Origin of the sequence: Halanaeroarchaeum sp. HSR-CO (assembly GCF_024972755.1) — an archaeon.
In the GTDB taxonomy this organism is placed as follows: domain Archaea; phylum Halobacteriota; class Halobacteria; order Halobacteriales; family Halobacteriaceae; genus Halanaeroarchaeum.
The window spans coordinates 2605281-2630759 of record NZ_CP087724.1 but is presented as its reverse complement, the minus strand read 5'-3'; the positions used below and the strand labels follow the sequence as shown (position 1 = coordinate 2630759).

The window sequence follows — 25479 nt, the reverse complement described above, 5'->3', positions numbered from 1 at the left end:
GCGAGCATTCGGACACCGGAGAGTGCGCACTCACTGTATTAAATAATCGGGATGGACTCGTCGATGGGCCGCGATCTTCGACGACCTGCTGGTCAGTTCTCGTCGGGGCGGTCGCCGAGCACGCCCGTATCGTAGAGGTCGTCGACGGTCTCGGCGTCGTATCCGAGTTCGGCGAGGACCTCGTCGGTGTGTTCGCCGAGCAGCGGCGGGTGGCCCCATATCTCGGTCGGCGTCCGGGAGAAGTGCATCGGGCTCCCCGCCATCTCGACCTCCCCCGCCGTCGGGTGGGGGACGGACTCGCGCATCCCGCGGGCCAGCACCTGCGGGTTCGAGAAGATCTGCTCCATGTTCTTCACGTCGCTCGCGGGGACGTCGTGGTCGTCGAGGCGGGAGAGCAGGGCTTCGGTCTCGACGGAGCGGAGTTCCTCGGCGAGCAGCGGATCGAGGTCCTCCCGGTTCTCGACGCGGTCCGCGTTCGTCGCGAAGCGGTCGTCGTCGACGAGGTCCTCGCGGTCGATGGCGCGACAGAACCGCGGCCAGATGTTCTCGGACCCGACGGCAACGACGACGTAGCCGTCCTCGGTCTCGAAGGCCTGGTAGGGGGCGATGGTCGGGTGCTTGCTGCCCATCCGACCGGGGCTCTCGCCCGTCGCGAAGTAGTTCGAGGCCATGTAGGACATCCAGGCGACCTGTCCGTCGAGGAGGCTCACGTCGACCTTCTGGCCGGTGCCGTCGCCGAGTTCGCGTTCGAACAGCGCCGCCAGGGTCGCCTGGGCGGCGTACATCCCCGCGCCGATGTCGGCGATGGCGACGCCGACCCGTACTGGTGGCCCGTCCTCGATACCCGTAATCGACATCAGGCCGCCCTCGGCCTGCATCATGATGTCGTAGGCCGGTCGGTCGGTGTCCGGCCCCCACTCGCCGTAGCCGGAGAGGCCCACGTAGACGAGACCGGGGTTGTCCTCGCTGAGGGCCTGGTAGCCCAGCCCCCACTTCTCCATGGTGCCGACCCGGAAGTTCTCGACGAGCACGTCGGCCTCCCTCGCCAAATCGCGGAAGACGGTCTTCCCCTCGTCGGTCGAGAGGTCGAGGGTGACCGAGCGTTTGTTCCGGTTGACGCTCATGTAGTAGGCGCTCTCTTCGGCGTCGCCGTACCGGGGCGGGTGCCAGGCACGGGTCTGATCGCCGGAGCCCGGCCGTTCGATCTTGATGACGTCCGCGCCGAGGTCGCCGAGTTGCATCGTCATGAACGGCCCGACGAGCACGCGGCTGGCGTCGAGGACGGTGATGCCGTCCAGTGGGCCGGTGTCGCCCGCTGGATGTTCGGCTTCCCCGGTCATTCGAAGGCAGGGATGCCGGTCAGATCCTGGCCGAGGATGAGCGAGTGGATGTCGTGGGTGCCCTCGTAGGTGTAGACGGTCTCCATGTTGGCCATGTGGCGCATGGGCGAGTAATCGGCGGTGATGCCGTTCCCGCCGAGCATCTCGCGGGCGATGCGGGATTGATCGCGGGCCATGCGGACGTTGTTGCGCTTGGCCATGGAGACCTGCTGTGGTGTGAGGTCCCCGCGCTCTTTGAGGTCGGCGAGGCGGTGGGCGAGGAGTTCGGCGAGCGAGATCTGGGTCGCCATCTCGGCGAGTTTCCCCTGCTGGAGCTGGAAGCCGGCGATGGGCTGTCCGAACTGCTCGCGCTCGGAGGTGTACTCCAGGGCGGTCTCGAAGGAATCCTTTGCGGCGCCGATGACGCCCCAGGCGATGCCATACCGCGCCTGCGTGAGACAGGATAGCGGCCCCTTGAGCCCCTCGACCCCTGGCAGCCGATTCTCCTCGGGGATGCGGACGTCGCTGAGCGCGATCTCGCCGGTGATGGAGGCACGCAGCGAGAGTTTCTCGTCGATCTTGTTGGTGCTTACGCCGTCGCGGTCGGTCTCGACGATGAATCCGCGGATGGGGTCGTCGTCTTCGGAGCGGTCACGGGCCCAGACGACGGCGACGTCGGAGATGGGTGAGTTGGTGATCCAGGTCTTGGAGCCGTTGAGGACGTACTCGTCGCCGTCCTTCTCGGCGTGCGTCTCCATGCCACCGGGGTTGGAGCCGTGGTTCGGCTCGGTGAGCCCGAAACAGCCGACGGCCTCGCCGGCGGCGAGTTTGGGCAGCCATTCCTCTTTCTGTTCCTCGCTGCCGTAGGCGTGAATCGGATACATGACGAGCGCGCCCTGGACGCTGGCCATCGAGCGGAGCCCGGAGTCACAGGCCTCGAGTTCGGCCATGAGGAGGCCGTAGGCCTTCTCGCCGATGCCGAGCATGCCGTAGCCCTCGAGATTCGGCCCATAGAAGCCGAGCTCGCCCATCTCGGGGATGATGTCGGTCGGGAAGGTGCCCTCGATGTAATGTTCGGCGATGTCGGGACAGACCTCTTCTTGGACGAATTCGCGGGCGGTGTCGCGGATCATCCGCTCTTCTTCGGTGAGGTCGGCGTCGAGGTCGAGGTAGTTTAACATGGTCTGGGATACGGTGTTTCGATAGATTACTCCGTCGTTATCGGTTCGGTCGCTGTTCGACTGGGGCTCACGGCACAGCCGGGGGATTCGTCGCCATCGGTCGTCGCGGCGGTCGTGCCCGTCGCTTCCTCGTCGGCGAACGGCTCGTAACCGCTCGATATCGGGACGACGTCTCCGTCGCCTCTGTCCGCTCCCGACCGATTACTGGTTGTCTTCGGCATTGGTCGTATCACCGGCTGGGACCGACCGGCTCGGGTACAGGTCTCGACCCCGTGATCAGGTCGGTCACTTGCTTCGGGCGGCGCCGTCGATTCCCACGAGTATCATCATATTTTGTCCTCAATAAAATTTACTAGATTTGGAGAATCTCTCACACTCTGGCGTATATATTGGACATAATCGGAGCGACTGGGCGTCACCTCCCAGCACGGCACTCCGTGCTATTCGGTGTCGGATAGCGTGTCCTGCAGCGTCTGGAAAGAGTAGTCTCCGATCGGAAACCCCGCGTACTTCACCGGCTCGATCACGAACTTCGAACTCGTCCGTTCGATGCCCTCCACTCGCTCTAGGTCCTCGACGAACTGGGTCACGGACGCTCTATCGTGGTGATGAGAGATGAGGACGAAATCGGTATCGCCCATCGTGAAATACACCTGATTTACACTCTCGATTTGCCCCAGTCGCTCGCCGATGGTTCGGTGGTAGTCCTCACCGAACACCGCGAAGACTTCTGTGATGACGGTGACCGGGAGACCGACCTTCTCGAGGTCCAGTTCGAACAGGTCGTTCTTGAGGACGCCCGTCTCCCGTAACTGTTGAATCCGATAGTGGACCGTGGAGTTCGGGATCCCCGTCGCTTCGTGAATCTTCTGGGAGTTCGACGTCTTGAGACGACCGATCGCTGCGAGTATATTGAGGTCTTTGTCGTCGAGGTCCACCTCGGATTTCTCGGACATGCCTCCGCTATCGTTCGGTTCTCAATTGGTCCTTTCGCCCGCTCTGGGCGTCGCTTCCGGTGCGCTGTCCGGCTCCGTCGACCCTCGATATGTTGGTATATCTACGATATTCTCTGCCTATTCTTGGAAATAATTGGGATAATTGCTATATAATAAGATTTAACATTATAGACTCGCAAATTGTGATCTGTCCACACATGCCATCGGAAACTGACGACGGATTACTCAAGACGCTCTCCGTCCGGGATACGCTCGTTCTCGGCTTCGGAGCGATGATCGGTTGGGGGTGGATCATTCTCTCGGGGACGTGGATAGATCTCGGCGGTCCGCTCGGGACCATCGTCGCCTTCGTAATCGGTGGTCTGATGGTCGGATTGATCGCCCTACTCTACGCAGAACTCGCCTCCGCGATGCCGCTCGTGGGGGGAGAACACGTCTACAGTCTCCGAGCACTCGGCCCGATCGGGGCGTTCGTGACCACGTGGGCGATAATCTTCGGGCACGTCTCGGTCGCCGCATTCGAAGCGGTCGCACTGCCATCTGCGGTCTCTTTTCTCCTCCCGGGCTTCGACGTGATGCAACTGTGGTCCGTTGCCGGTCAGCCAGTTTATGCCACCTGGGTACTCACCGGCGTTCTCGGGACCGCGGTCATCACGTATCTGAACTACCGTGGGATTCGACCGGCGGCGCAGTTTCAGTTCATCATGACCGTCGTCATCGCTCTCGCGGGTGCCGTTCTGGTCGCTGGAGCGGTAGGGAGAGGGGCCCCGTCGCCCGACCCCGCATTCACTGCCGGAACGGCGGGTATTTTCGCGGTCGTCTTACAGACGCCGTTCATGTTCGTGGGTTTCAACGTCATCCCGCAATCCGCCGAAGAGACGAACATTCCCGCGAGGTCCCTGGGGATCGTGATCGTCTTGTCGGTCCTCATGGCGATGATATTTTACATCGCGGTCATCTGGGGGGCGAGTCGAGCCCTCTCGGGTGCGCAACTCGTCGACTCGACGCTTCCAGCCGCGGCGGCGATGGCCGAACTATTCGATAGCCGTACGATCGGCCAGTTGATGGCGCTGGCAGGGGTCGCTGGCATTCTCACGAGCTGGAACGCCTTTCTCATCGGCGGTAGTCGGGCAATCTTTGCACTTGCACAGAGCGGGATGCTCCCGCGGTCGCTCGCGAAAATCCACCCCGAGTACAATACCCCGAGCAACGCCATCGTCCTCGTTGGCACGCTGTCGGCTCTCGCACCGCTCTTCGGCGAGACTATGCTGACGTGGATCGTGAACGCTGGTGGACTCGGTATCGTGACGGCCTGGCTGATGGTCGCTATTTCCTTCCTGGTCCTCCGTCGACGTGAACCGACGTTGGATCGGCCCTACGAGGTCCCGGCTGGGCGAGTGGTCGGCGTTGCTGGCCTCTTGCTCGCTGCCTTCTTCGTGTACCTGTACCTTCCGGGCGGCCAGTCGGCTCTCGCCTGGCCCTACGAGTGGGCGATCGTTTTCCTCTGGGTCGCCCTCGGCGTGGTCCTCCTCTCCGTCTCCGAGGGGTACGACGAAGAGAGGGTGGAAGTGGCAAAGCGAAAACTCAACGAGCTCGAAGATTCGGCGTGAACCGGGACGTGCTTCCGGCCCTTCGCGGACGTTCAGATCGAGGCCGGGCAGCCACGTCGACCGACGGGACCGACGCCGTTCTCTCCCGTTCGTTCACCGGACGAACTCGCCGAGGAAGTTCTCGAAGACGACCGCTGCGGGGGCCGCGCGGGCGACCGATTCGTCGGTGATGTCGGCGAGCACGGCGTCGATGCGCTCCTGGGGGAGGTCTTTGCGTTTCGTCACCCGCTCGGCGGTCGACCGGTCGTACTCGGGGTGGAACTGCACGCCGACGGCCAGATCTGTCCGGAACGCCTGGACGCCGAAATCGTTCTCGGCGACGACGCTCGCCCCTGGCGGGAGCGACTCGACGGTATCGGAGTGGGTCGTGAAGGCGGTGAACCGCTCGTCCAGTCCGTCGAACAGGGGATCGCCATCGTGGCGTATCTCCCGATACCCGAGTTCGTACTCGCCCATGTCGCTCACCTCCCCGCCGAGCGCCCTCGCGACCAGCTGGTGGCCGAAACAGACCCCGAGCGTCGGGAGGCCCCGGTCGACCGCCTCGCGCACCCAGTCGACGGTCTCATCGATCCACGGTTCGTCCCAGTAGACCGAGGCCTGGGACCCGGTGACGACAACGCCGTCGACGGCGGGGTCTTCGGGCAGCTCCCCACCGCCGACGTGGAACTCGACGAGGTCGGCGGCCAGTTCGCGGCGGAAGTTCCGTCGCGGTTGCTCGGGGTCGCGGGCGGCGTTCAACAGTGCGAGACGAGCGCGGGGCATCGACGGCACGTAGCCGACGCTGGGCAAAATCGGTTCCGCCTCGAAGAGTAGGTGGAGACCGAGTACGGGCCCGCTCCGGCCCGTCGGTCGCCAAATTGTCCCGTCAGTGGCCGATGTGTCCCGTCGGTCACCGTGTGGTGTGGATTAGCACCACGCAAACTGATAGGAGAACCCTGGTAATATGCATGACGTTCGTGACAAACCGTGTCAGGCCTCGGCGACGCTCCGGAGGACGTCTGGTGCCGCTTCGAGGGCGTCCTCGAGAGCGTCGACGTCCGGCCCGCCACCCTGGGCGAAGTCGGGCGGGCCGCCGCCACCGCCGCCGACGCGACTGGCCAGTTCGCTTACGACAGCGCCGGCGTTGACCGCGCTGCCCTCGGGGACGGCGACGACGAACTGGGCCCCGTCCAGACCGCTTCCGACGACCGCGATCTTGCCCTCCTCGGCGATGGCGTTCGCGGTCGCCCGGAGTTCGTCCATGTCGGTGTCGACGCGCTGGACGACGGCGACCGTGCCCCCGACTTCGACCTCCTCGCCCGCCGTTCCGCCGCTGGCTCGCGCCGTCGCGAGTTCCTCTTTGAGTTCCTCGATGCGTTTGCCGCGTTCTTTCCACTCGGTGAAAAAGCGCTCTGCAGTGGCCGGGACCTCCTCCGGCGAGACGTCGAAGGCCTCGGCCGCGTCGAGCAGGTCGTCCTCCATCGCCTGGACGTGCTCGATGGCCGCTTCGCCGGCGGCGAAGGTGAGCCGTTCGACGCCGTCCTGCACCCGCTCGGTCGAGAGGATCTTGATCGCCCCGATCTCGCCCGTGTGCCGAACGTGCGTCCCGCCACAGGCCTGGACGTCCTCGCCGACGTGGACGAGGCGGATGTTCTCGCCGGCCGGAATGCCACCCTGGTAGAGGTCGAACCCGAACGTCTCTTCGGCCTCGTGGCGGTCGGGCCATTCGACCTGGACGCTCACGTCCTCGAGGACGATGTCGTTCGCCAGTCGCTCGATCGCCTTGATCGTGTCGCGGTCGAGGCGCCGGAAGTGGGTGATGTCGATGCGCGAGGAGTGGGTCCCCTTCTGGGCGCCCGCCTGCCGGATGTGATCGCCGAGGATCTGCCGGGCAGCGTGGATGACCACGTGGGTGGCCGTGTGATGGCGCATCAGCCGTCGGCGCCGCTCGACGTCGATCTGGCCCCGGACGAAGCCGCCCTTGCCGGGGTTCTCGTCAGTTCGGTGGAGGATGACGTCACCCTCGCGCTGGACGTCGCGGACGTCGACGGTCGTCTCGTCGGTCGAGAGCGTCCCACGGTCGGCGGGCTGGCCACCCCCCTCGGGGTAGAACATCGTCTGGTCGAGCACCACGTCGTAGCCCTCCTCGCGCTCGAAGACGTCGAGGATCACGGCTTCGAACTCGCTGCGGTACTGATCGTCGTAAAACAGTCGTTCGGTCTCGGGGAGGTCCGCCAGGCGTTCGTCCGTCTGCTCGGCCTCGCCGCCGCCTGCCGTCGTGTCGTGTCGCTGGGCCACGAGACTGTAGAAATCGTCGGGGACGTCGACGGTCGCACCGACCTCGTCGGCGATCTCCTCGACCATCCCCGGCTGGATGCCGTGGGAGTCGTACAGCTCGACGAGCGTCTCGCGCGGGATCGGCCGATCGTCGTCGGCGTGCTCCTGGGCGATCTGGCGGACTCGCCGACCGCCACGGTCCAGGGTCTCCTCGTATTTTTGCACCTCGTTCCGAACGATCTCGCGGATGGTGTCACGGTTCTCGTACCCGAGGCGATCGGCCTGCATGTCGACGAGCTCGTCGATGGGGGCGTCCACGCCGACGTCGTCGACGAGGCGCTTGGTACGCCGGAGGACCATCCGCGCGAGGTAGCCGGTCCCCACGTTGGAGGGGACGATCCCGTCGCCGAACATGTACGCGAGAGTCCTGGCGTGGTCGGCGATGGCGTAGATATCCTCGAGCGGTGAGAGAAGCCGCTCGACGTACTCTGTCTCGACGCCCAGCTTGTCCGCGATGTTGTCGCGGGCGGCGGCGATATCCTCGGCCTCGTCGATGTCCATGCGTCCGGCGAGTTTCGAGGACCGGCGGACCAGGTCGCGTTCCTCCTCGGAGAGCTCGATGCCGGCGTTCTCCTTGAGGAACTCGATGGTGTCGGGATAGATAGCCTCGTACACCGTGGGCGTTCCTTGACTGACCCACGTCCACCGCTCCAGCCCGTAGCCGGTGTCCACGATGTAGGTGTCCATCGGGCTGTAGCGGTTGCCGTCTTTCATCTCGTACTCGCCTTCTGGGTCCTGTTCGAGGGACATGAAGACGAGCGTCGCGAGTTCCGCGCCACGGTAGAGCACCTCGAAGGCGGGGCCGGCGTTCCCGCCGCCCACCCACGGGTCTTCGATGTAGGTGACCTCCTCGGGGTCGGCACCCATGTCCACGAAGAACTCATCGCAGAGTTCGACGGTCTCGTCCTTCCAGTAGACCTCGCCCTGGTAGGCGAGGTCGTCGGGGGCGTCCTCGCGGGCGTTGAAGGCGTGGTGAGCCATCATCTCGAAGGCCATCGTGTGTCGCCCGGTCTTGCCCACGTTGTCGATGTCCTGCATCCGGATGCAGGGCTGGCTGATCGTCAGCGGGTTCGCCGGCGGCGGCGTCTTCCCGCTGGTCACCAGTGGCTGAAAGTCGTAGATTGACGCCTGCGTGAGCAGGACGTCGTCCCGCCAGCGGTTCGCTGCGACGGGGTAGGGGTCGATCCGCTCGTGGTCACGATCTTCGAAGAAGGAGAGAAACGCCTCGCGCATCTCTTCTAAGGTGTACTCCTCGGGGAACCCCGGATTGTCGATGAACGAGTAGTCGTCACAGGGTGGCTCCCCGCAGGTCTCCCGGGACTCGTCGCGAGTCCAGAAGTGCGCACCGCACTGGCTGCACTGCTTGCGCATGAATCCTTCCTCCTCGAAGTACTCGAGGCGGTACGCTTCTTCCAGGTCGGTCATTGCAAGGTAGTGACCGACGCGGGAGTAAAACAGTTCCGGGACCGAGAAACGACATCGAGACGGCACGAAACGTCCGGAGAGAGCAGTTTCGACGACTTCGACCGGTCCGGCGGTTCAGACGACGTCGAGGCGCCTGAGCGACCCGTAGCGGTCGGCGCGCCAGCCGGTCGTGGCCGCGCTGTGGCCCGCGTCAGAGGTTCGCCCAGGCCTCGTCGACGGCGGCACCCGTTTCGGCGACGATGTCCGCCCACTCCTCCGAGTCCGGCGCCAACCCGACCAACCGGGCGATCCGCATGATCGAGACGTGGTAGACCTCCTGTCGGCCGTCCTCGAGTTCTCGTACGACCACGTTGCAGGGGAACAGGCCGCCGATCCGTCCGTCGGTCTCCGCGAGAGCGGCATCCGCGACGGCCGGGTTGCAGGCACCCAGGACGAAGTACGGATCGCGACCCGCGTCGACCTTCTCGTTGAGCATCTCGGACGGGGAGAACTCCGTGGCGACGCCAAATCCCGCGTCGGTGAAGGCCGTCCGGACGTGTTCGATCGCCTCCTCGTGGCCCATCTCGAGGACCGTTCGTTTCTCGCCGACGTCGGCGGCGTCGAGGCTGGTGGGATCGATCGGCAACGATGTCTCGTTCATCATCACGACAGAGGCACGCACCGAGCAAAACAGCGCCCCTACCGGCGACGCGCGCTCATTCGACCTCGAGGGCGACCGCCGCGAGCAGCGCCTCCAGCTGGACGCGCTCGTTCGCACCCGTGGTGATGCGGTAGTCGGCCTCACCGAGGCGGTCCATCAGGAAGACCGCCGTCTCCTCGTCGACGTCGAAGTCCCAGACAGACCGATGGAGCTGGTCGATGATGTCGCCACCCGCCAGGCCACGCTCGCCGATGAGTTCGTCGAGGCGGGCGCGAGCGGTGGGGAAATCACCGTCGATAGCGCTGGTGACCATCTCCCGGATCTCTTCGGGGCGGGCCGTGCTCGTGATGGCGAAGACGCTCTCCTCGTCGACGACCTCGCCGGTCGCCGCGGCGGCCTGCAGCGCGTTGATGGCCCGTCGCATGTCGCCGTTCGCCGCGTAGACCAGGGCGTCGACGCCAGCGTCGGTGTAGTCGATCCCCTCTGCCTCGGCGATGTCCTCGATCCGTTCGGCCACCGCGTCGTCGTCGAGTGGGGTGAACCGGAAGACGGCACACCGCGACTGGATGGGATCGATGATCTTCGAGGAGTAGTTACACGAGAGGATAAAGCGGGTGTTGTTCGAGAACTGCTCCATCGTCCGCCGGAGCGCGGACTGTGCGTCGCTGGTGAGCGCGTCGGCCTCGTCGAGGAAGATGATGCGGTAGTTGTAACCGCCGAAACTCGACCGCGCGAAGTTCTTGATACGGTCGCGGACCACGTCGATGCCACGTTCGTCGGAGGCGTTCAGTTCCAGGAAGTTCTCGCGCCAGTCGTCGCCGTAGAGTTCCTTGGCGATGGCCGTAGCCGTCGCGGTTTTTCCCGTACCTGCCGGCCCCGAAAATAACAGGTGGGGGAGGTCGTCGCGGGCGACGTAGCTCTCGACGCGGTCGATGATGTCCTCGTGGCCGACCACGTCCGCGAGGCGTTCGGGGCGATACTTCTCGACCCAGATCTGCTGTCGCCCGTCCGCGGGATCTGCCATGGTGGGAGTGTGGTGGGTGAGAGGTAAAAAGGGTGCGAGACGCGTGGAGCTGACCGGAGGGAAGCTCCACGTTGTGGCGAGCGGGGAGCGTGAGCGACCCGAGAGACGCGAGGCGCCGACCGAAGGGAGGGGCCTCGGATAGACGAGCGGTGAGTGAAACGAGCCGCGAGACGAGTGGCGCGAACGCAGTGAGCGCTACTGGCATATCGAGCGGGGAGTGCGAGCGACCCGAGAGACGCGCGAGGCTCTCGGTATTGCGAGCGGCGAACGTAGTGAGCCGCGAACCCCGACTGGTCCCAGCGAACTGAACCGCTCCAGCCAGCAAGACACCGATACTGAGTAGCAGGCCACAAAATGTCAACCTGCATTTATCGTCTTGGCGGGAGAATGTCGATGGTATGAACCGTTATCCCTCGCTCCGCCGAGCGACCGTCTTCGCGATAGTCGCGCTCGTCGTCTTCGCTGGCGTCGCCGGCGTCGTCGCTTCCCAGCCATCGCAGAGCGTCGCCCCTGCCCAGACCGGTCCAGCAGGGACGGTCGTGGTCGACGAGGGCGAGACGTCGAACGGCATCTCGACGGTTGCTGGAACCGTCGTCGTTCGCGGAACGGTCGACGGTGACGTGAACGCCGTCTCCGGCGATGTCGTCGTCGAGGAGACCGGAACGGTGACCGGGAACGTGAACGGGGCCGCCGGAAGCCTGCGGATCGCCGGCACCGTCGGTGGGAACGTCGACTTCGCCGGCGGGAACGTCGTCTTCGAGCGACCCGCACGGATCGGCGGTGACGTCAATCTCGGTGCCGGGAACGTCCTCATCGCCGGACAGATCGACGGCACCGTGACGGTGGGCGCCGACCGGATCACTGTCGGGCCGTCCGCGGTCGTCGCCGGCGACCTCCGGTACGACGGCGCGTTGAACCTGCAGGAGGGCGCGACGGTCGAGGGATCCGTGATTCGTGACGACAGCATCGGCGGCGGCATGGGTCCGGCCGGGTGGGGCACAAACTGGGACATTCCTGGCTGGGTCGACACCGTCTACGGGTTCTTCGCGAACCTGCTCCTGGGCGCGCTCCTACTCGTGCTGTTCCCCCGGTTCTCGAACGAGGTCGCCGACGCGGTGGAAGAGCGCACGGTCCGTTCGGGCGGCTGGGGCCTCCTCTTGCTCTTTGGCATTCCGATCCTCCTCGTGGCGTTCGCCATCACCATCGTCGGCATCCCCGTGGCGCTTCTCGGTCTGATGCTGTACGTGCTGGCTATCTGGGTCGGCGTGGTGTACGGTGAGTTCGCCGTCGGTCGGTATCTCCTCGCCCGGCTCGGCTCCGAGGGCAAGTGGAAGGCACTGCTACTCGGCCTATTCGTCTTCGTGCTCATCGGGTTCATCCCGATCGTCGGCGGGATCGCCGTCTTCCTCGCGTTGCTGGTCGGTATCGGGGCGCTGGGGAGTGGGCTGCGTGGTCGTTTCGCGGAGCGACGGGGTGGCGGCGAACGAGAAGCGAAGACCGGTGACGACGGCGAGGCGGTGATCGGTGACAGGCCCGGAAGCGACGTTGGGACGGAGGCCGGCGAGACGCGTTGAGAACCGCTTCACCCGTCGGCCGACACCCTCATTATCGCGACACTGCTACTGCGCGAGTACATGCGCGTCACCGTCGACGTCGTCGGTGAGGAAACCTACGACGTCGAGCTCGCTGACGGCACCTACGCCGACCTGCTCGACGCCGTCGGGTTGAGCACCCACGAGGCGTCGGTGCTCGTGGAGGGCCGCCCGGTCCCGGAGGACCAGCCGATCGAATCGTCCACCGTAACCGTGTTGCGACTCGTCAGGGGCGGATGACGGTTCGCGAAGCGACCCCCGGCGACCTGGCTGCAGTCATGAACGTTCTCGACGGGGCCAACATCGCCATCACCGCCGATACTGTCGCCCGGCGTATCGAGGCGGATATGGTGCTCGTGGCCGGCGACCAGCGGCGCCCGCTCGGCGCGCTGGTCGCGATTCCACGACGGGAAGGTGTGCACATCGAGGCCATCGCGGTCCGGCGCCGTCGCCGCGATCAGGGGATCGGCACCGCGCTCGTCGAGGCGGCCGCCGATCGGTGGGGCCGACTCACGGCGACGTTCGACCCACCGGTCCGGCCGTTCTACGAGTCGCTCTCCTTCGACCTCGAATCGCGTGGCGAACGGTACTGGGCCGAACGCGTCTAGACGAGCGGTTCGACGAGGTCGCGGCCGGCGGCGAGCAGCTCCTCGACTGCGGCCTCGCTCGCCCCTTCGGCGTACACGCGCAACTTCGGTTCCGTCCCGCTGGGGCGGATGAGGATCCAGGAGCCGTCCTCGAGGAGCGCCTTGACCCCGTCGGCGGGGTTGATCTCCTGGACGGCCCGACCCGCAACCGTCTCGGGGAACGACCCTTCGAGGTCCCCGAGAACGCGGGACTTCTCCGCGTCGGGGCAGTCGACGCTCACCTTGTCCTGATAGACGTCGCCGTGCTCGGCGAGGAGCGCGTCGACCCGGTCGTCGAGCGAGCGCTCGGAGTCGGCCGTAGCGGCGAGCAGCGCCATCAGCACGCCGTCCTTGGTCGGGACGTGGCCCCGCATGGTGAATCCGCCCGACTCCTCGCCGCCCATCAGTGCGTCGTGCTCCCGGAGGGCGTCGGCGACCCACTTGAACCCGACCGGCGTCTCGATGACCTCCTCGCCGTGGGCCGCCGCGACGCGGTCGATGAGGAAGGTCGTCGAGACGGTTCTGACCGCGGGACCCGAATCGGACTCGAGGAGGTAGTCGTACGCGGCCGCGAAGAAGAAGTTCTCGTCGAGGAATCCGCGTTCGGGGGTGACGATGGCGACGCGGTCGGCGTCGCCGTCGTTGGCGACGCCCAGGTCCGCGTCTTCCTCACGGACCGCCTCGACGAGGGGCTGGAGCCGATCGCGTGAGGGTTCGGGTGCCGTCCCGCCGAACTCGGGGTCACGGTCGCAGTGCAGACAGACCACCTTGGCACCCGCGCGTTCCAGAAGCCGATCGGTGACGCCGCGCCCGCTTCCATACATGGCGTCGTAGACTACTGTGAGGCCGTCGAGATCGGGGTCGAGCAGCTCCAGTACTGCGTCGAGATGCGGCTCCACGAAGTCGACCTCCCGGATCGCCCCCCACTCGTGTTCGGGGGCGACGACGGGCTCGCGGAGGTTGGCCTCGATAGCCGCCGTGATGGTCGGCATCGACGGAGCGCCACTGGCCGGGAAGAACTTCACGCCGTTGTACTCGGGCGGGTTGTGGGAGGCGGTGACGACGAGCCCGCCGGCCAACTCTCGGGTGACGATGGCGTGGGCCACCATCGGCGTGGGGCAATCCCGGGCGGGGAGGAGGACGTCGTGGCCGTTCGCCGCCATGACCCGTGCGAGTTCCTCGACGAACCCGCGCGAGCTCTCTCGGGCGTCGTAGCCGATGGCGACCGGGTCCCCCGCCCGCCCCTCGTCGTCGAGGTAATCGGCCACGGCCTGCCCAACCATTCTGACCCGCGGCGCGGTGAAGACGTCGAGTGTGGCTCGCCACCCCGACGTGCCGAACGAAATCGCATCCATGCGGCCACCATGTACGCGGTCCGACAAAACGGCACCGGTCGCCCCTCTCAATCGTCGACGAGACGGTCCTTCTCGGCCCGGGAGAGCTGTTTGATCGCGTACTCCCGTGAAAGCGCTGCCGACCGCGTCTCGAAGGACTCCACGTGCACGACTTCGACGGGAGTCCGGCTCTGCGTGTATTTCGCACCGTTACCGGCGTTGTGCTCGGCGACGCGTCGCTCGACGTCGGTCGTGTACCCGGTGTAGAGGGTGTCGTCGGCACAGGCGAGGACGTACACGTGATGCACGACCACCCGTTCGTCGCTCGCCACCCTCCCGGTTTCGGTCGCGGTCGCGACGGGCGAAAAACAGGTCGTCATACTGATGTGACCCCGGTCTGAACACAGCAATCCCTGGGGGGTGGGTGCCGTGTGGGGGCCGGAGGACGGCTAAGGCGTCCGATTATGGCAACTCTTATTAGGGTAGTCTGAAAAATGGTCTTCGTATGGCAGACCTCATCGTCAAGGCCGCTGTGAAGGAAGCACTCGCTGACAAAAACGTCGCATCCGACTTCTACGACGCGCTCGACGAGAAGGTCGACGCGCTGCTCGAGGACGCCGGCCGACGTGCCGAAGAGAACGGTCGCAAGACCGTCCAGCCGCGCGACCTGTAAGCCAGACGCACTGAACCGGTTTTTTGACCCCGAACCCGCCAGCGGCCGCTCAGTCGAATCGGTCGACCGTAACGCCGTCCGTCGATCCCACGTGGATCTCGTCCACGAGATCGACGAAGAGACCGTGCTCGACGACCCCCGGGAGCGCGGAGAGCGCCCCCGCCAGATCGCCTGGCGATTCGATGGTGCCGAACGAACAGTCCAGCACGAGGTTGCCGTTGTCGGTGACCACCGGTCCGTCCTTGGCCGTCGCGTCCCGAAGGGTCGGTTCGCCGCCGAGGCCCGAGACCTCGCGTTCGACGACCGGTCTGGCGTCCGGAAGGACCTCGAGCGGAACGGGTCGCGTCACCGTCTCGACGATCTTCGAGTGGTCAACCACTACGACGAAACGCTCGGCGGCCGAATCGATGATCTTCTCCCGCGCGTGGGCCGCGCCCCCGCCCTTCAGCAGGACACGTCCGGCGACCGCGTCCGCACCGTCGATGGCCACGTCGACTGCCTCGACCGCGTCCAGACTGGTCAGGGGGATGCCGGCCTCGATGGCGAGTTTGCGCGACTGATACGACGTCGGGATACCGCGAACGTCGAGACCCGCGTCGACCGCGTCGCCGAGGGCACGGATGGCCCAGGCGGCCGTACTTCCGGTCCCCAGCCCGACGACCGCACCGTCACCGACCAGATCGGCGGCACTCTCGCCGGCCCGTCGCTTCGCCGCGTCCGACCCGCCCTGGGTCTTCATACCCGTCTCACGGACCCATGGGGAGAAAAAGGCGTGGGTCCGGAACCGGACCGTCGGTCCGACTGCCGATATTGTATGGTTATGACAATCGCAAAAAGTTTTGTGTGAACGGCCGCCCGAAACCCGACTATGGACGTTCGAGACATCATGTCGACGGACCTCGTGACGGTGACACGCGAGACGTCCCTCCAGGAGACGGTCACGCGTATGCTCGACGACCGCGTGGGCAGCGTCGTGGTCGTGGAGGGGTCACAACCGGTCGGTATCGTCACCGAGACGGACGTCCTGGCGGTCGGGACGACCTACGGGCGTCCCTTCGAGGAGATCCCGGTGACGCGGGCGATGAGTGTTAATCCGGTCACGGTCGACCCGGAGACGTCGCTCGAGGCGGCGATCGAGGTTCTACTCGACCACGGAATCAAGAAATTGCCGATCGTCGACGGCGACGAACTCGTCGGCATCGTCACCATGACCGACTTCGTCTACCACCAGCACGACCTGGCGACCGAGGCGGCCAGGCTCGAACGAGACCGAACCGGGCCACTCGAGGACAGCGACGGCCCCGTATGACGGACACCGGACGCGGTTCGTCGATCAGTCTGCCACGAGCACCGTCTCGCCCGCGCGGACTCGATCGCCTTTCGAGACCCGTACGTCGTCTATCGATACCCTTTCGGGGAGGAGGACGTCGGCGCGACTGCCGAAGGAGACGTGCCCGATCCGCTCGCCCCGCTCGACGTATTCGCCGGGTTCGACGTGGGGGTAGATGCGTCGCGCGAACCACCCGGCGATGAGGGTCACCCGGACGTCGTCGAACGCGAAGTGCAGGCGCTCGTTCCGGTCGGAATCCTTCGTGAACGCCGGTCGATTGGCCCCCGGGACGTGGGTCCGCTCCCGGAGGGTGCCCCCGCTCGGAGCCCGATTCACGTGAACGTCGGTGACGTTCATGAACACCCCCACGCGTACGCGACTGTCCTCGCGTCTGAGTACCGAGACGCGACCGTCGGCCGGTGCCACGATCCCGCTCGCCGGTGGATGCCGGTCCGGGTCTCGATGGAACCACAGAATGAGCAGGCCCAGGATGGCCGCACCCACGCTCCAGAGCGGCGAGACGAATGCCGCGACGACGGCGGCGAGGAGTACTGGGCCGGCGAGTCGCCAGGTCCCGGGGGCGAGTTGCATGGTCGTCGGTACGGTTGCCGACGACTCGAACCTTCGGGTGTGGGACGACGAGCGGGGGGTTTATTCGGGGTGGCGCCCAAACCGCGCCCGATGGACGCACGCCACGCTCGGTATCCGTTCCTCGCCGGTGCCAGGACGGCGGTCGAGGAGGCCGGGGTGGACCTCGCCGACGTCGTCGCGACCGACCAGGACGTCGTCGAGCGGGCCGTCGAACGCGTCACCCGTTCGCTCACCGACCGGGAGGTGGGGCCGATGGCCCGCTCGACCCGGGTCGAACTCCTCTCCTATCCGGTGGCCCGCGTCCTGGTCTCGCTCGTGGACGCGGACGTCGCGCGTCGGCGCTATGCAAGTGCCGAGGCCGCGACCGCCTTCGAACGGTTGACGACGGAGTTCGATGACGACGCGGAGATGCGCTCCGTAGGCTCGAGTGCCCTTACGCGGGATGCACTGCTGCGGGAGTTCGACCTCTCCGTCGCCGTTCGCCGGGTGGATGATGGCTATCGCATGGACGTGGCCCCGTACCTCGAGTACGCCGCGTCCCTCCGGGGCGAGGAGTGGCGGTTGACCGGGCGAGCACTGGCCGACGGAACCGTCCCGCTCGAGGCGGCCGAACTCGACCGCATCCTCGAGCGGGCCATCGAGGAGCGCGTGGCGGAGGGGCTCCCACTCTCGGTCCCCGATGCCATCGCGTCGGAACTGGACCGGGAGGTCGAGACGGTCGAGGAGACGCTGTCGGACCTGGATTTCACCAGGGACATCGACACCGTCGTTCCGGAACTGTTTCCGCCCTGTATGCAACACCTCCTCGACGGCATCCAGCGGGGCGACCACCTCCCACACCACTCGCGGTTCGCCATCACCTCCTTTCTCGCGAATATCGGGCTCTCGACCGAGGAGATCGTCGATCTCTACCAGGTGAACCCCGGCTTCGGCCGCGAGATGACCCGGTACCAGACCGATCACATCCGGGGCGAGTCGAGTCCGACCGAATATACGGCGCCCTCCTGTGCGACCATGAAGGCCTACGACGACTGCGTCAACCCGGACGACCTCTGTGATGCCATCTCCCACCCGCTCTCGTACTACGAGGTCAAACTCGACGACGCCGACGACGAGGAGTTGACCGACTGGCGAGAACGCGAGGCCACTGCCGAGGACTGAGCCCGAGGTGCTCGCGGTCAGTCGTCGCCGATGAAGAAGACGCCGATGAGCGCCATCGTCAGGATGAATGCGACGATGCCGCCCACGATGACGTAGGCCCCGGTCGTGTCGATTCCGTCCGGCGAGATACTCCCGGCGGCGACGAGAAATGCGATGAAGACGACGACCCCGACGGTGGCGAGCAGCGCCTCCCGGATCGTGTCGCGTCCGACACTCATACCCCGCCGTTTCGTCAGGGCGAGCAAAAAGCCACCGAAGCGCGGTTACCGCTCGCCGAGACGTGACTGTGTCGATTCGCCGGCCAGCGACGGGAGGTCCTCGCCGGCCGCGAGCGCGGTCTCCTTTTTTACGCGGTAATTGCCGCCATCCGTGACGTGGAGGTCGCCAGGGTGAAAGAAGTACCACGCCTCGCGGTCGAATCGCACGCCGACGCGTGGTTTGGCCCCGAAGTTCCGGGCGAAGTAGACCAGCGCCTCGACCTCTTCGCCGGTGAGGTAGATGGGGTCGCCGGCACTGGATTTCGCCTCGATGGCGTAGAAGTCGTCGCCGTTGCCGGCCAGCACGTCGGGGAGTTCGCGGGCGGTCGCCGACCCGCTCGCTGGTGCGCGCATTACGGCGAAGCCGTGCTCGTCGAGTTCGTTGACGAGTTCCCGTTCGCGGCGGTCCCCCTTCCGGTTGGCACTCATCACTGCTGCTCGGTTCCGGAGGCCCTTAACGTCGGCTGACTGGCGGCGGTCAGTCGCTCTGGATGCGCGGGGCCAGCATGAACGTGACCTGCCCCAGCCCCTCGGCGATCTCGAAGTGCATCTTGACCGGGAACTCCTCGCCCAGGTCGACGGCGACCTCGCCGTCCTTCGGGATGGCCTTGTTCATATCCTTCAGGTAATCGAGGGAGAAAAGTGAGTGAGCGTCTCCGGACTCGAGGTCGATGAGGTCCTCGCGACCGAGTTCGAGGTGAACGTCGTCGGTATCGCCCTCCGCGTCGACGTAGAACAGCTCCTCGCTCGCGTCGACGCCCAGTGCGATGTGATCGGAGACCATGTCCGCGGCTCTGACCGCCCGGTCGATGTCCCGTCCCTCGATGACGATACGCGCAGGGAGGTCCAGGTCGGGGAGGTCGGGTTCCTGGCGGATGGAGTCGGGGTCGATGAGCGCGAGGGTGTACTCGAGACCGTCGATCTTGATGTGGAGTTTGCGGGTCTCCTCGTCGAGTTCGAGCTGAACCAACTGGCCCGCGTCGGCCATGCCGGCGATGTCCTCGAGACGGGTGAGGTTGACCCCGATGAGTCCCCCGTCGGCCTCGTAGGACTCGAACGCCGTCGCGTCGAGTTCGAGGTCGACCATTCCCACGTTCGCCGGATCCACAGCGCGGATGGCGAGTCCCGCTTCGTTGAGGTGGATCTTGCATTCGTCCACCAGGACGCTCACGGAGTCCAATGTGGTCCGGAGCGTATCGGCACTCACGATGGCCTTAAACATCTTGTTCGCGTGTAGGCACACCCATCATAAAAAGCCATCCGTTCGGGGGCCGTCTCGACCGGCGAGCCGGCCGGTTTGGCGAAGCCGCCCCCGCCGTTGGCCCCATCGCGAGTACGAACATCGGTACCGCCGATCCGACCGTCTCGGCACCCCTCGCGACGTGCGACGAGGGCATCGACCGCGACGGCGACGCTGGCGCAATCCCAAGCGAAGGGGGTAAAGGGTCGAACGGCCTTCATCCGCCAATGACCGGGTCGAAGGACCACTACTACAACAAGTCGAAACAGGAGGGCTACCGCGCGCGGTCCGCGTACAAGCTCAAACAGCTCGACCGCGAGGTTGGCCTCCTCCCGTCCGATGGAACGGTCGTCGACCTCGGTGCGGCGCCGGGCGGCTGGCTCCAGGTGGCGGCGGAGGCGGTGGGCCCGTCCGGTCGCGTCATCGGCGTCGACTTCCAGCGGATCCCGGATTTCGAGGACCACGACGTCGAGACCATCCGCGGCGACGTGACCGAAGACGAGACGAAAGAACGCGTTCGGGAGGCCGCCGGTGGCCCGGTCGATACGGTGCTCTCGGACATGGCGCCGAACATGACCGGCGAGTACAGCGTGGACCACGCTCGCTCCGTGCACCTGGCCCGGCAGGCCCTGGAGACGGCCCTCGACCTGCTCGACACTGGCGGCGACTTCGCGGTGAAGGTCTTCGACGGCCAGGACTTCGCGGCGTTTCGTGAGGACTGCGAGGCCGAATTCGAATACGTCAGGGTCCTCAGCCCGGACGCGTCGCGCGATAGTTCCTCCGAGGTCTACGTCGTCGGGAAGGGTCGGCTGACGACGCCGCTTCGCGAGGGCGACGAGGTCGACGTCGAGGTCGTCGACACCGGCGACGAGGGCGACGGCATCGCCTACGTCGACGGATACACCCTGTTCGTCTCGGACGCAGAACCCGGTGACGCGGTGACCGTCGAGGTCACCGGCATCAAACCGAGATTCGGGTTCGCCGAGGTCGTCGACGCGTAACGGGTTTCATTCACGGCCGTGTGGTCGTCGGCTCGTGGTCTCCCGTGCCAACCAGCGGCCGGTTCGGCCGTTTCGAACCCGGCGTTCCCGCTCGAACGGTCGTCGACTCCCCGCGGAAAACGATGTCTGGTGGCTCTTTTTATCAGGGAATAGACGTTTGAGTTAAGACTCTGGGGTGTGTCTACGTGGCATGACTCCCGATCGTGTTTCGACCGGTATTCCCGGCGTCGATACCATCCTAAATGGCGGTCTCATCGACGGCCGGAACGCACTGCTTCGAGGACCACCTGGTTCCGGGAAGACGATCTTCAGCCTCTATTTCCTCTCGGCTGGCGTTGACGCGGGCGAGACGAGTCTCTTTGTCAATCTCGGCGAACCCAGCGATTACGTCAATCGAACGGCGAGTGCGTTCGACCTGCACGCCGACGACGTCCACTTCGTCGACCTCTCGCCGACGGACGAGCAGTTCTCACCGGACGAAGCCTACACACTCTTCGAGGGAGCAGCGGTCGAACAACCGGACTACATCACCGCTCTCAGAGAAACTATCGAGGATATCGACCCCGACCGTATATTACTCGACCCGATTACCGAATTTCGGTTTCTCACCACCGACGAACGCCAGTTTCGAAAACAGATCCTCGGGTTCCTCGATTTCCTCTCCGCACGCGATATGACGGTGGTGTTGACCTCTCAGGCAACGTCGTCGATCCCCGACGACGACCTGCAGTTTCTCACTGACACCGTCATCAATCTCGAACTCCACTCGGACTATCGGACGGTCCGCGTCTCGAAGTTCCGGGGGTCCTCGTACCGATCCGGGAGCCACGCCTACGAGATCGACGATTCAGGAGTGACCGTCTTTCCAAAGATACGGGGCGATCTCGAACCAGTGGATCATGTCGAACTCACGAAACTTTCTTCCGGCGTCCCGGAACTCGATCAACTCCTCAACGGGGGCTTGAGCAGGGGGACGGTGACGGCGCTGAGCGGTCCGACCGGTGCCGGCAAGACGACGACGGGGGTGCAGTTCCTGAAGGAGGCCGTCGCACAGGGAGAACGCGCGGTGCTGTACGAGTTCGAGGAGTCCACTCGCACGTTGCTCGACCGCGCCAGAGCGATCAATATCCCGATCGAACCGATGGTCGAACGGGGGGACCTCTCCGTCGTGGAGGTCCCTCCGGACGCGTATACCGTCGACGAGTTCGGTCACATGGTCCGCACCGCCGTCGAGGAGGCGGGCGTCGATGTGGTCATGATCGACGGGACCAAAGGCTTCGGGCAGAACCTCCGGGGGATGGACGACGACCCGGCCAGGGATCTCCTGCGGATCGGTCGGTACCTGCGATCACAGGGGGTAACCGTCATCGTTCCACACGAGGTCCACTCGGTTACTGGCGAGTTCAAGGTGACCGAACGGGGGACGAGCAATCTCGCCGACACGATCTTGTTCATTCGACATGTCGAGTACCACGGCGAAATACGGAAGGTGATCGGAGCCCTGAAAATGCGGACCAGTTCCTTCGAACGGGCACTTCGCGAACTGGAGATCACTGAATATGGCCTCCAGGTTGGCGACCCGCTTCCACACCTTCGTGGAATACTGACCGGCACCCCTGGGTGGAACGATCGGGAGCAGACATTGGACGCCAATAATGGGGCCTGATCACACGCCCGACGGCCGATCGGACGGATATTCGACCGCCAACACGTCCGCACAGATCCTCTCACTCGTCAGTGATCGGGGCAACCGGCGAGTGCTGACCGACTGGATAGACGCCCAGGACGACTACGGTCTGGTGGCCGAGACCAGTGACGTACTGACGGCCGAGTACGACTGTTTGATCGTCGATGTCGGCGCTCTCGCTGACCGTCGCCAGTCCCTCCTCGAGCGGAAGGAAATCGAGACGCTGGTATTACCAGTCATTTTGCTCGTCGACGAAACCGAGGAACGCCACGTGCGCCGAGAACTTCGCCGGGAGCAACCCGCTCTGTTCGATGCGATCAATGCAGTGGTGACGATGCCGATTGCGGAATATCGATTCGCCGACCAGCTACGAACGCTCCTTCTGATGCGCGAGCAGTCTCGAAAGATCGCCGTCCAGGAACACCAGTTGCGGGCAATCAGGGACGAGCATGCCGGCCACGGCGTCGTCATCACGGATCCCGACGGAACGATTCAGTACGTGAACAGGGCGTTCGAACAACAGTCCGGGTATCCGTCCGAGGAGGTAATCGGGAAAAATCCCCGAATTCTGCAGTCCGGCGAGCACGACGAATCGTTCTACGAGGAGTTGTGGGACACGATTTTGGCAGGCAAGGTCTGGGATGGAGTGGTGACAAACGAGCGCAAGAGCGGGGAGACGTACATTCTGAATCAGACGATCGCACCAGTTACCGATACGGACGGCGCAATCGACCGGTTCATCGCAGTCAACCACGAGATCACACAACTCAAGGAACTGGAGACCTCGCTCCGTCGACGGAGCGAACAACTGGAGATTCTCAACCGGGTGCTCCGTCACGATATCCGAAACGACCTGAACGTCATCATCGGGTGGCTGGAGATGGTCGGCGACCACGTGGCACCGCCAGGTGTGGCGTACATCGACCGGGTCACGTATTCGGCCAAACACATGGTCGAAATTACCGAGGAGGCGAGTGATCTCGTTCAAGATATCACGACCGATAGCGATCCCGATCTGGAGCCAGTCGAGCTATCGTCGGTACTTCTAGAGGAGGTGGAAAAACGGCGAGAGACCTTCACGCAGGCAACGATCGACTTTCGCGACGAGGTCCCCCCCGGGACGACGGTCCGGGCGAACTCGATGCTCGCATCGGTGTTCCGGAATCTCGTCAACAACGCGATCCAGCACAACGACTCGGCCGAACCGCGGGTGGAGATACGGAGCACGCTCAGGGACGCTTCGGCGGTCGTGACGGTGGCCGACGACGGCCCTGGAATACCGGATGGGAAGCGAGCGCAGATATTCAGCCAGGCGGAAAAAGGGCTGGAGAGTGGGGGGACTGGAATGGGGCTGTTCCTCGTCCACTCCCTGGTCGAAACGTACGGTGGATCCGTGTGGATCGAGGACAACGACCCGCAGGGGGCGATCTTCGGCGTCGAACTGGTGACCACCGGGTCACACCCTGACGACCCCGAGTGAGCGAAACGACCTGGCGGGACGGACAGACAGCGTACCAGGTCTCTGTGACGATCGTGACACCATCTCGGGAGGCGATATCGACCGCTCGACGTTCGACCGACTGCTGCTACAGGCCCCTCGAGTTCCGTGAGCCGGCCCACCGCTGCACGGCGGCCCACCGACGACGCCCTCATCCCAGCACGACGAGTGCCGCCCCGACGACGATGATTGTCGAGCCGACCACCGACCATCGGGAGATGACCTCCAGATTGCCCAGCAAGGCCGCACTGAACGCGAGCGCGAACAGCGGCTGGGTTTGCACTAGCGGGAAGAAGATGCTGGCGTTCGTGATCTGCAGGCCCACGAAGTAGAGGATGAACGCAACCGCCATGAACGTGCTCGCGATGCTGAACTGCCGCAGTGCGGTGGGATCGGTCTCGAGTATCTCCCGTCGCCACCGGGTCGCGAACAGCGGGAGGACGACGACCAGTCCGACGACCATGTTGACCGTCCCCGCCTCGATCGGGGCGATTCCCGTGTCGAGGGCGAGTTTCCTGAGCGTCACCGCCATCGCCAGCATAACTGCGGCGACGAGCGGATAGAGGACGACTGCGTTCGAATAGCTCTCCTCGGCGGTCTGGGTCCGGATGTCCTTCGAGAGGACGACGATGCCGCCCACGATGGCGACCGTGCCGGCGACGACCAGCGGGGTGATCGTCTCCTCGAGGACGAGCCAGGCGAAGACGGTGGCGTACAGCGGCGACGTCGCGGAGACGGAGAGGGATTTTCCCGGGCCGAGGTAGTTGATCCCGAGAAAGTACAGCGACCGGCCGGCGACCGACCCGATGATGGCGCCGATACCGGCGTAGACGACACCCATGACTGGGGTCTCGGCGAAGCCGGTGGTGACGGCGGTCATCGCCAGGAAGACGACCGATCCGACCCCCAGCGAGATGACCAACAGCGCTCGGAACGACCCCGTCTGCAGTCCGCGTCGCGAGAAGATGCTCGCGAATCCCATCAGGAGTGCAAAGCAGAGTGCGAGGGCCGGCCCGAGCATGCCCGGATAGCTGGGCTCCGTGGGCAAATAGTTGCGGGATGGGGTGGGGATCCGGTCGGTCGAGACCGGCCGTGGAACGGGGCAGTATCAGTCCGCGGACGCCACTACCTGTTCGTCGCGCTCGCGTTGGCGGACGAACCCAACCACGGCGTAGACGAACGGCGTGTCGGCCACCGCGATTAGCAGTTTGAGGACGTACTGGCCGACGATGAGTCCTCCCAGGACAGCCGGTTTGAGCGGGTCGGCGGTCCCCAGAAGGGCCGGGACCGCGTAGAACGCCAGCGTGACGAAGATGACCGTGTCGATGAGCTGACTCGAGGCCGTCGAGGCGAGGTTGCGGAGCCACAGGTGGGCCCCGTCGGTCACCTCGCGGAGGACGTGAAAGACGAGCACGTCCCAGTTCTGGCTGACCAGATAGGCGGCCAGGCTGCCCACGACGATGCTCGTACTCGGCCCGAGAACGCCGGCGAAGGCCTCGGCACCGACGGGGGAGGTCGGGGCGACTGGCGCGGCGATGGTGCTCCAGACCAGCGCCAGCATGACGAAGTTGAGAAAGAAGGCCACGTTCACCAGGACCTGGGCGGCCCGCCGGCCGTAGAGTTCGGCGTAGGCGTCCGAGGCGAAGAAGGTGATGGCGTAGGCCAGCGCGGCACCGGGCAGGAAGAGCGTCTCGCCGGCGAGCGGGAGCGAGATGGGGATGTCGATGGCCAGGACCTTCGCTGCGGTCAACTGGGCGGTCACCAGTGCCGTGACGAACAGGCCGACGAGGGCGACCTGCGCCGTCGCGAGACGGTCGGTCATTCGTCGTCCTCTAGGCGACCCTGTCGGTCGTCGATGTCGTCGAGCAGGTCGAGGGTCTTCCGGATGGACGCGCGGATCGCCTCGCTTCGGTTGACGAACTTGCCGTCCGCGCCGACGTGGTCGTCGAGGTCAGCGAGTAACTCCGCGGGGACCTCGACGCTTATCTTGGGCATACTGGGGTATTATTGCGAGAATA

28 protein-coding genes are annotated in these 25479 nt (G+C 65.1%); 10 read left to right on the top strand and 18 right to left on the bottom strand.

Translation table 11 applies throughout. From position 1 onward, the window contains the following. Positions 1 to 92 precede the first annotated feature (92 nt). The 4 genes from HSRCO_RS13720 to HSRCO_RS13705 form a co-directional block, all read right to left on the bottom strand. A complete protein-coding gene (locus tag HSRCO_RS13720) occupies positions 93 to 1340 on the bottom strand; it encodes a CaiB/BaiF CoA-transferase family protein (protein ID WP_259518205.1) in 1248 nt (415 codons plus the stop codon). Further along, on the bottom strand, positions 1337 to 2500 hold the full coding sequence (locus HSRCO_RS13715; protein ID WP_259518204.1) for an acyl-CoA dehydrogenase family protein: 1164 nt from the start codon (positions 2498 to 2500) through the stop codon (positions 1337 to 1339). The genes HSRCO_RS13720 and HSRCO_RS13715 overlap by 4 nt, the downstream gene beginning before the upstream one ends. A 26-nt stretch (positions 2501 to 2526) precedes the next feature. After that, complete coding sequence (locus tag HSRCO_RS13710) at positions 2527 to 2721, bottom strand: hypothetical protein (RefSeq protein WP_259518203.1); 195 nt, start codon at positions 2719 to 2721, stop codon at positions 2527 to 2529. Positions 2722 to 2940: 219 nt separating this feature from the next. Then, complete coding sequence (locus HSRCO_RS13705; RefSeq protein WP_259518202.1) at positions 2941 to 3456, bottom strand: Lrp/AsnC family transcriptional regulator; 516 nt, start codon at positions 3454 to 3456, stop codon at positions 2941 to 2943. A 197-nt stretch (positions 3457 to 3653) separates the two neighbouring features. On the opposite strand from HSRCO_RS13705, the gene HSRCO_RS13700 reads away from it, so the two are divergent. Further along, a complete protein-coding gene (locus HSRCO_RS13700) occupies positions 3654 to 5066 on the top strand; it encodes an APC family permease (protein ID WP_259518201.1) in 1413 nt (470 codons plus the stop codon). A 93-nt stretch (positions 5067 to 5159) separates the two neighbouring features. Here HSRCO_RS13700 and HSRCO_RS13695 read toward each other — a convergent pair whose 3' ends face one another. From HSRCO_RS13695 to HSRCO_RS13680, 4 genes are all read right to left on the bottom strand, one after another. Next, positions 5160 to 5828: a type 1 glutamine amidotransferase gene (locus tag HSRCO_RS13695; RefSeq protein WP_259518200.1), complete on the bottom strand. Its 669-nt coding sequence runs from the start codon at positions 5826 to 5828 to the stop codon at positions 5160 to 5162. 207 nt (positions 5829 to 6035) lie between these two features. Next, complete coding sequence (gene alaS, locus HSRCO_RS13690) at positions 6036 to 8807, bottom strand: alanine--tRNA ligase (protein ID WP_259518199.1); 2772 nt, start codon at positions 8805 to 8807, stop codon at positions 6036 to 6038. Between the two features lie 190 nt (positions 8808 to 8997). Further along, the gene (locus tag HSRCO_RS13685) at positions 8998 to 9447 is read right to left on the bottom strand and encodes a DUF302 domain-containing protein (protein WP_396266434.1); all 450 of its coding nucleotides are present in this window, start codon (positions 9445 to 9447) and stop codon (positions 8998 to 9000) included. Between the two features lie 55 nt (positions 9448 to 9502). After that, positions 9503 to 10471 carry a replication factor C small subunit gene (locus HSRCO_RS13680; protein ID WP_259518197.1) on the bottom strand — a complete coding sequence of 323 codons (969 nt, stop codon included), beginning with the start codon at positions 10469 to 10471 and terminating at the stop codon, positions 9503 to 9505. Positions 10472 to 10869: 398 nt separating this feature from the next. Here HSRCO_RS13680 and HSRCO_RS13675 point away from each other — a divergent pair, with 398 nt between their 5' ends. The 3 genes from HSRCO_RS13675 to HSRCO_RS13665 are packed head-to-tail and all read left to right on the top strand — an operon-like array spanning position 10870 to position 12671. Then, complete coding sequence (locus tag HSRCO_RS13675; RefSeq protein WP_259518196.1) at positions 10870 to 12045, top strand: polymer-forming cytoskeletal protein; 1176 nt, start codon at positions 10870 to 10872, stop codon at positions 12043 to 12045. A gap of 60 nt (positions 12046 to 12105) precedes the next feature. Then, positions 12106 to 12303, top strand: coding sequence for a ubiquitin-like small modifier protein SAMP2 (locus tag HSRCO_RS13670; RefSeq protein WP_259518195.1), 198 nt, complete (start codon positions 12106 to 12108; stop codon positions 12301 to 12303). Beyond that, positions 12300 to 12671 (top strand): GNAT family N-acetyltransferase, encoded by a 372-nt coding sequence (locus HSRCO_RS13665; protein WP_259518194.1) that lies wholly within the window; start codon positions 12300 to 12302, stop codon positions 12669 to 12671. The genes HSRCO_RS13670 and HSRCO_RS13665 overlap by 4 nt, the downstream gene beginning before the upstream one ends. On the opposite strand, the gene HSRCO_RS13660 is transcribed toward HSRCO_RS13665, so the two are convergent. Together HSRCO_RS13660 and HSRCO_RS13655 are read right to left on the bottom strand one after the other, a co-directional pair. After that, positions 12668 to 14044: a phosphoglucomutase/phosphomannomutase family protein gene (locus tag HSRCO_RS13660; protein ID WP_259518193.1), complete on the bottom strand. Its 1377-nt coding sequence runs from the start codon at positions 14042 to 14044 to the stop codon at positions 12668 to 12670. The two genes, HSRCO_RS13665 and HSRCO_RS13660, sit on opposite strands and share 4 nt — an antisense overlap. Before the next feature lie 47 nt (positions 14045 to 14091). Then, a complete protein-coding gene (locus HSRCO_RS13655) occupies positions 14092 to 14337 on the bottom strand; it encodes a GIY-YIG nuclease family protein (protein ID WP_259519808.1) in 246 nt (81 codons plus the stop codon). A gap of 191 nt (positions 14338 to 14528) precedes the next feature. Here HSRCO_RS13655 and HSRCO_RS13650 point away from each other — a divergent pair, with 191 nt between their 5' ends. Further along, the gene (locus HSRCO_RS13650) at positions 14529 to 14696 is read left to right on the top strand and encodes a DUF1931 family protein (protein WP_259518192.1); all 168 of its coding nucleotides are present in this window, start codon (positions 14529 to 14531) and stop codon (positions 14694 to 14696) included. Positions 14697 to 14745: 49 nt separating this feature from the next. Here HSRCO_RS13650 and rpiA read toward each other — a convergent pair whose 3' ends face one another. After that, positions 14746 to 15435, bottom strand: coding sequence for a ribose-5-phosphate isomerase RpiA (rpiA, locus tag HSRCO_RS13645; RefSeq protein ID WP_259518191.1), 690 nt, complete (start codon positions 15433 to 15435; stop codon positions 14746 to 14748). A 129-nt stretch (positions 15436 to 15564) separates the two neighbouring features. Between rpiA and HSRCO_RS13640 the strand changes: the two genes are divergently transcribed. Continuing rightward, on the top strand, positions 15565 to 16005 hold the full coding sequence (locus tag HSRCO_RS13640; protein ID WP_259518190.1) for a CBS domain-containing protein: 441 nt from the start codon (positions 15565 to 15567) through the stop codon (positions 16003 to 16005). Between the two features lie 24 nt (positions 16006 to 16029). Here the strand turns inward: HSRCO_RS13640 and HSRCO_RS13635 are convergent, their stop codons facing one another. Next, a complete protein-coding gene (locus tag HSRCO_RS13635; protein ID WP_259518189.1) occupies positions 16030 to 16617 on the bottom strand; it encodes a protein sorting system archaetidylserine decarboxylase in 588 nt (195 codons plus the stop codon). A 90-nt stretch (positions 16618 to 16707) separates the two neighbouring features. On the opposite strand from HSRCO_RS13635, the gene priL reads away from it, so the two are divergent. Beyond that, complete coding sequence (gene priL, locus HSRCO_RS13630) at positions 16708 to 17778, top strand: DNA primase regulatory subunit PriL (protein WP_259518188.1); 1071 nt, start codon at positions 16708 to 16710, stop codon at positions 17776 to 17778. A gap of 17 nt (positions 17779 to 17795) precedes the next feature. Here priL and HSRCO_RS13625 read toward each other — a convergent pair whose 3' ends face one another. The 3 genes from HSRCO_RS13625 to HSRCO_RS13615 are packed head-to-tail and all read right to left on the bottom strand — an operon-like array spanning position 17796 to position 19257. After that, complete coding sequence (locus HSRCO_RS13625) at positions 17796 to 17996, bottom strand: hypothetical protein (protein WP_259518187.1); 201 nt, start codon at positions 17994 to 17996, stop codon at positions 17796 to 17798. 45 nt (positions 17997 to 18041) lie between these two features. Continuing rightward, positions 18042 to 18464, bottom strand: coding sequence for a Holliday junction resolvase Hjc (hjc, locus tag HSRCO_RS13620; protein ID WP_259518186.1), 423 nt, complete (start codon positions 18462 to 18464; stop codon positions 18042 to 18044). Positions 18465 to 18513: 49 nt separating this feature from the next. Next, a complete protein-coding gene (locus tag HSRCO_RS13615; protein WP_259518185.1) occupies positions 18514 to 19257 on the bottom strand; it encodes a DNA polymerase sliding clamp in 744 nt (247 codons plus the stop codon). Positions 19258 to 19502: 245 nt separating this feature from the next. Here HSRCO_RS13615 and HSRCO_RS13610 point away from each other — a divergent pair, with 245 nt between their 5' ends. From HSRCO_RS13610 to HSRCO_RS13600, 3 genes are all read left to right on the top strand, one after another. Continuing rightward, complete coding sequence (locus HSRCO_RS13610) at positions 19503 to 20276, top strand: RlmE family RNA methyltransferase (RefSeq protein WP_259518184.1); 774 nt, start codon at positions 19503 to 19505, stop codon at positions 20274 to 20276. 190 nt (positions 20277 to 20466) lie between these two features. Next, entirely contained in the window at positions 20467 to 21942 is a 1476-nt protein-coding gene (locus HSRCO_RS13605) for an ATPase domain-containing protein (RefSeq protein WP_259518183.1), read from the top strand. Beyond that, a complete protein-coding gene (locus HSRCO_RS13600) occupies positions 21932 to 23443 on the top strand; it encodes a PAS domain-containing sensor histidine kinase (protein ID WP_259518182.1) in 1512 nt (503 codons plus the stop codon). Before HSRCO_RS13605 ends, HSRCO_RS13600 begins: the two co-directional genes overlap by 11 nt. A 169-nt stretch (positions 23444 to 23612) precedes the next feature. Here the strand turns inward: HSRCO_RS13600 and HSRCO_RS13595 are convergent, their stop codons facing one another. The 3 genes from HSRCO_RS13595 to HSRCO_RS13585 all read right to left on the bottom strand — a co-directional run bounded on the left by HSRCO_RS13595 (position 23613) and on the right by HSRCO_RS13585 (position 25456). Continuing rightward, a complete protein-coding gene (locus HSRCO_RS13595) occupies positions 23613 to 24482 on the bottom strand; it encodes a DMT family transporter (RefSeq protein WP_259518181.1) in 870 nt (289 codons plus the stop codon). Between the two features lie 87 nt (positions 24483 to 24569). Next, on the bottom strand, positions 24570 to 25283 hold the full coding sequence (locus HSRCO_RS13590; protein WP_259518180.1) for a queuosine precursor transporter: 714 nt from the start codon (positions 25281 to 25283) through the stop codon (positions 24570 to 24572). After that, on the bottom strand, positions 25280 to 25456 hold the full coding sequence (locus HSRCO_RS13585) for a ribbon-helix-helix domain-containing protein (protein ID WP_259518179.1): 177 nt from the start codon (positions 25454 to 25456) through the stop codon (positions 25280 to 25282). Before HSRCO_RS13585 ends, HSRCO_RS13590 begins: the two co-directional genes overlap by 4 nt. Positions 25457 to 25479 lie beyond the last annotated feature (23 nt).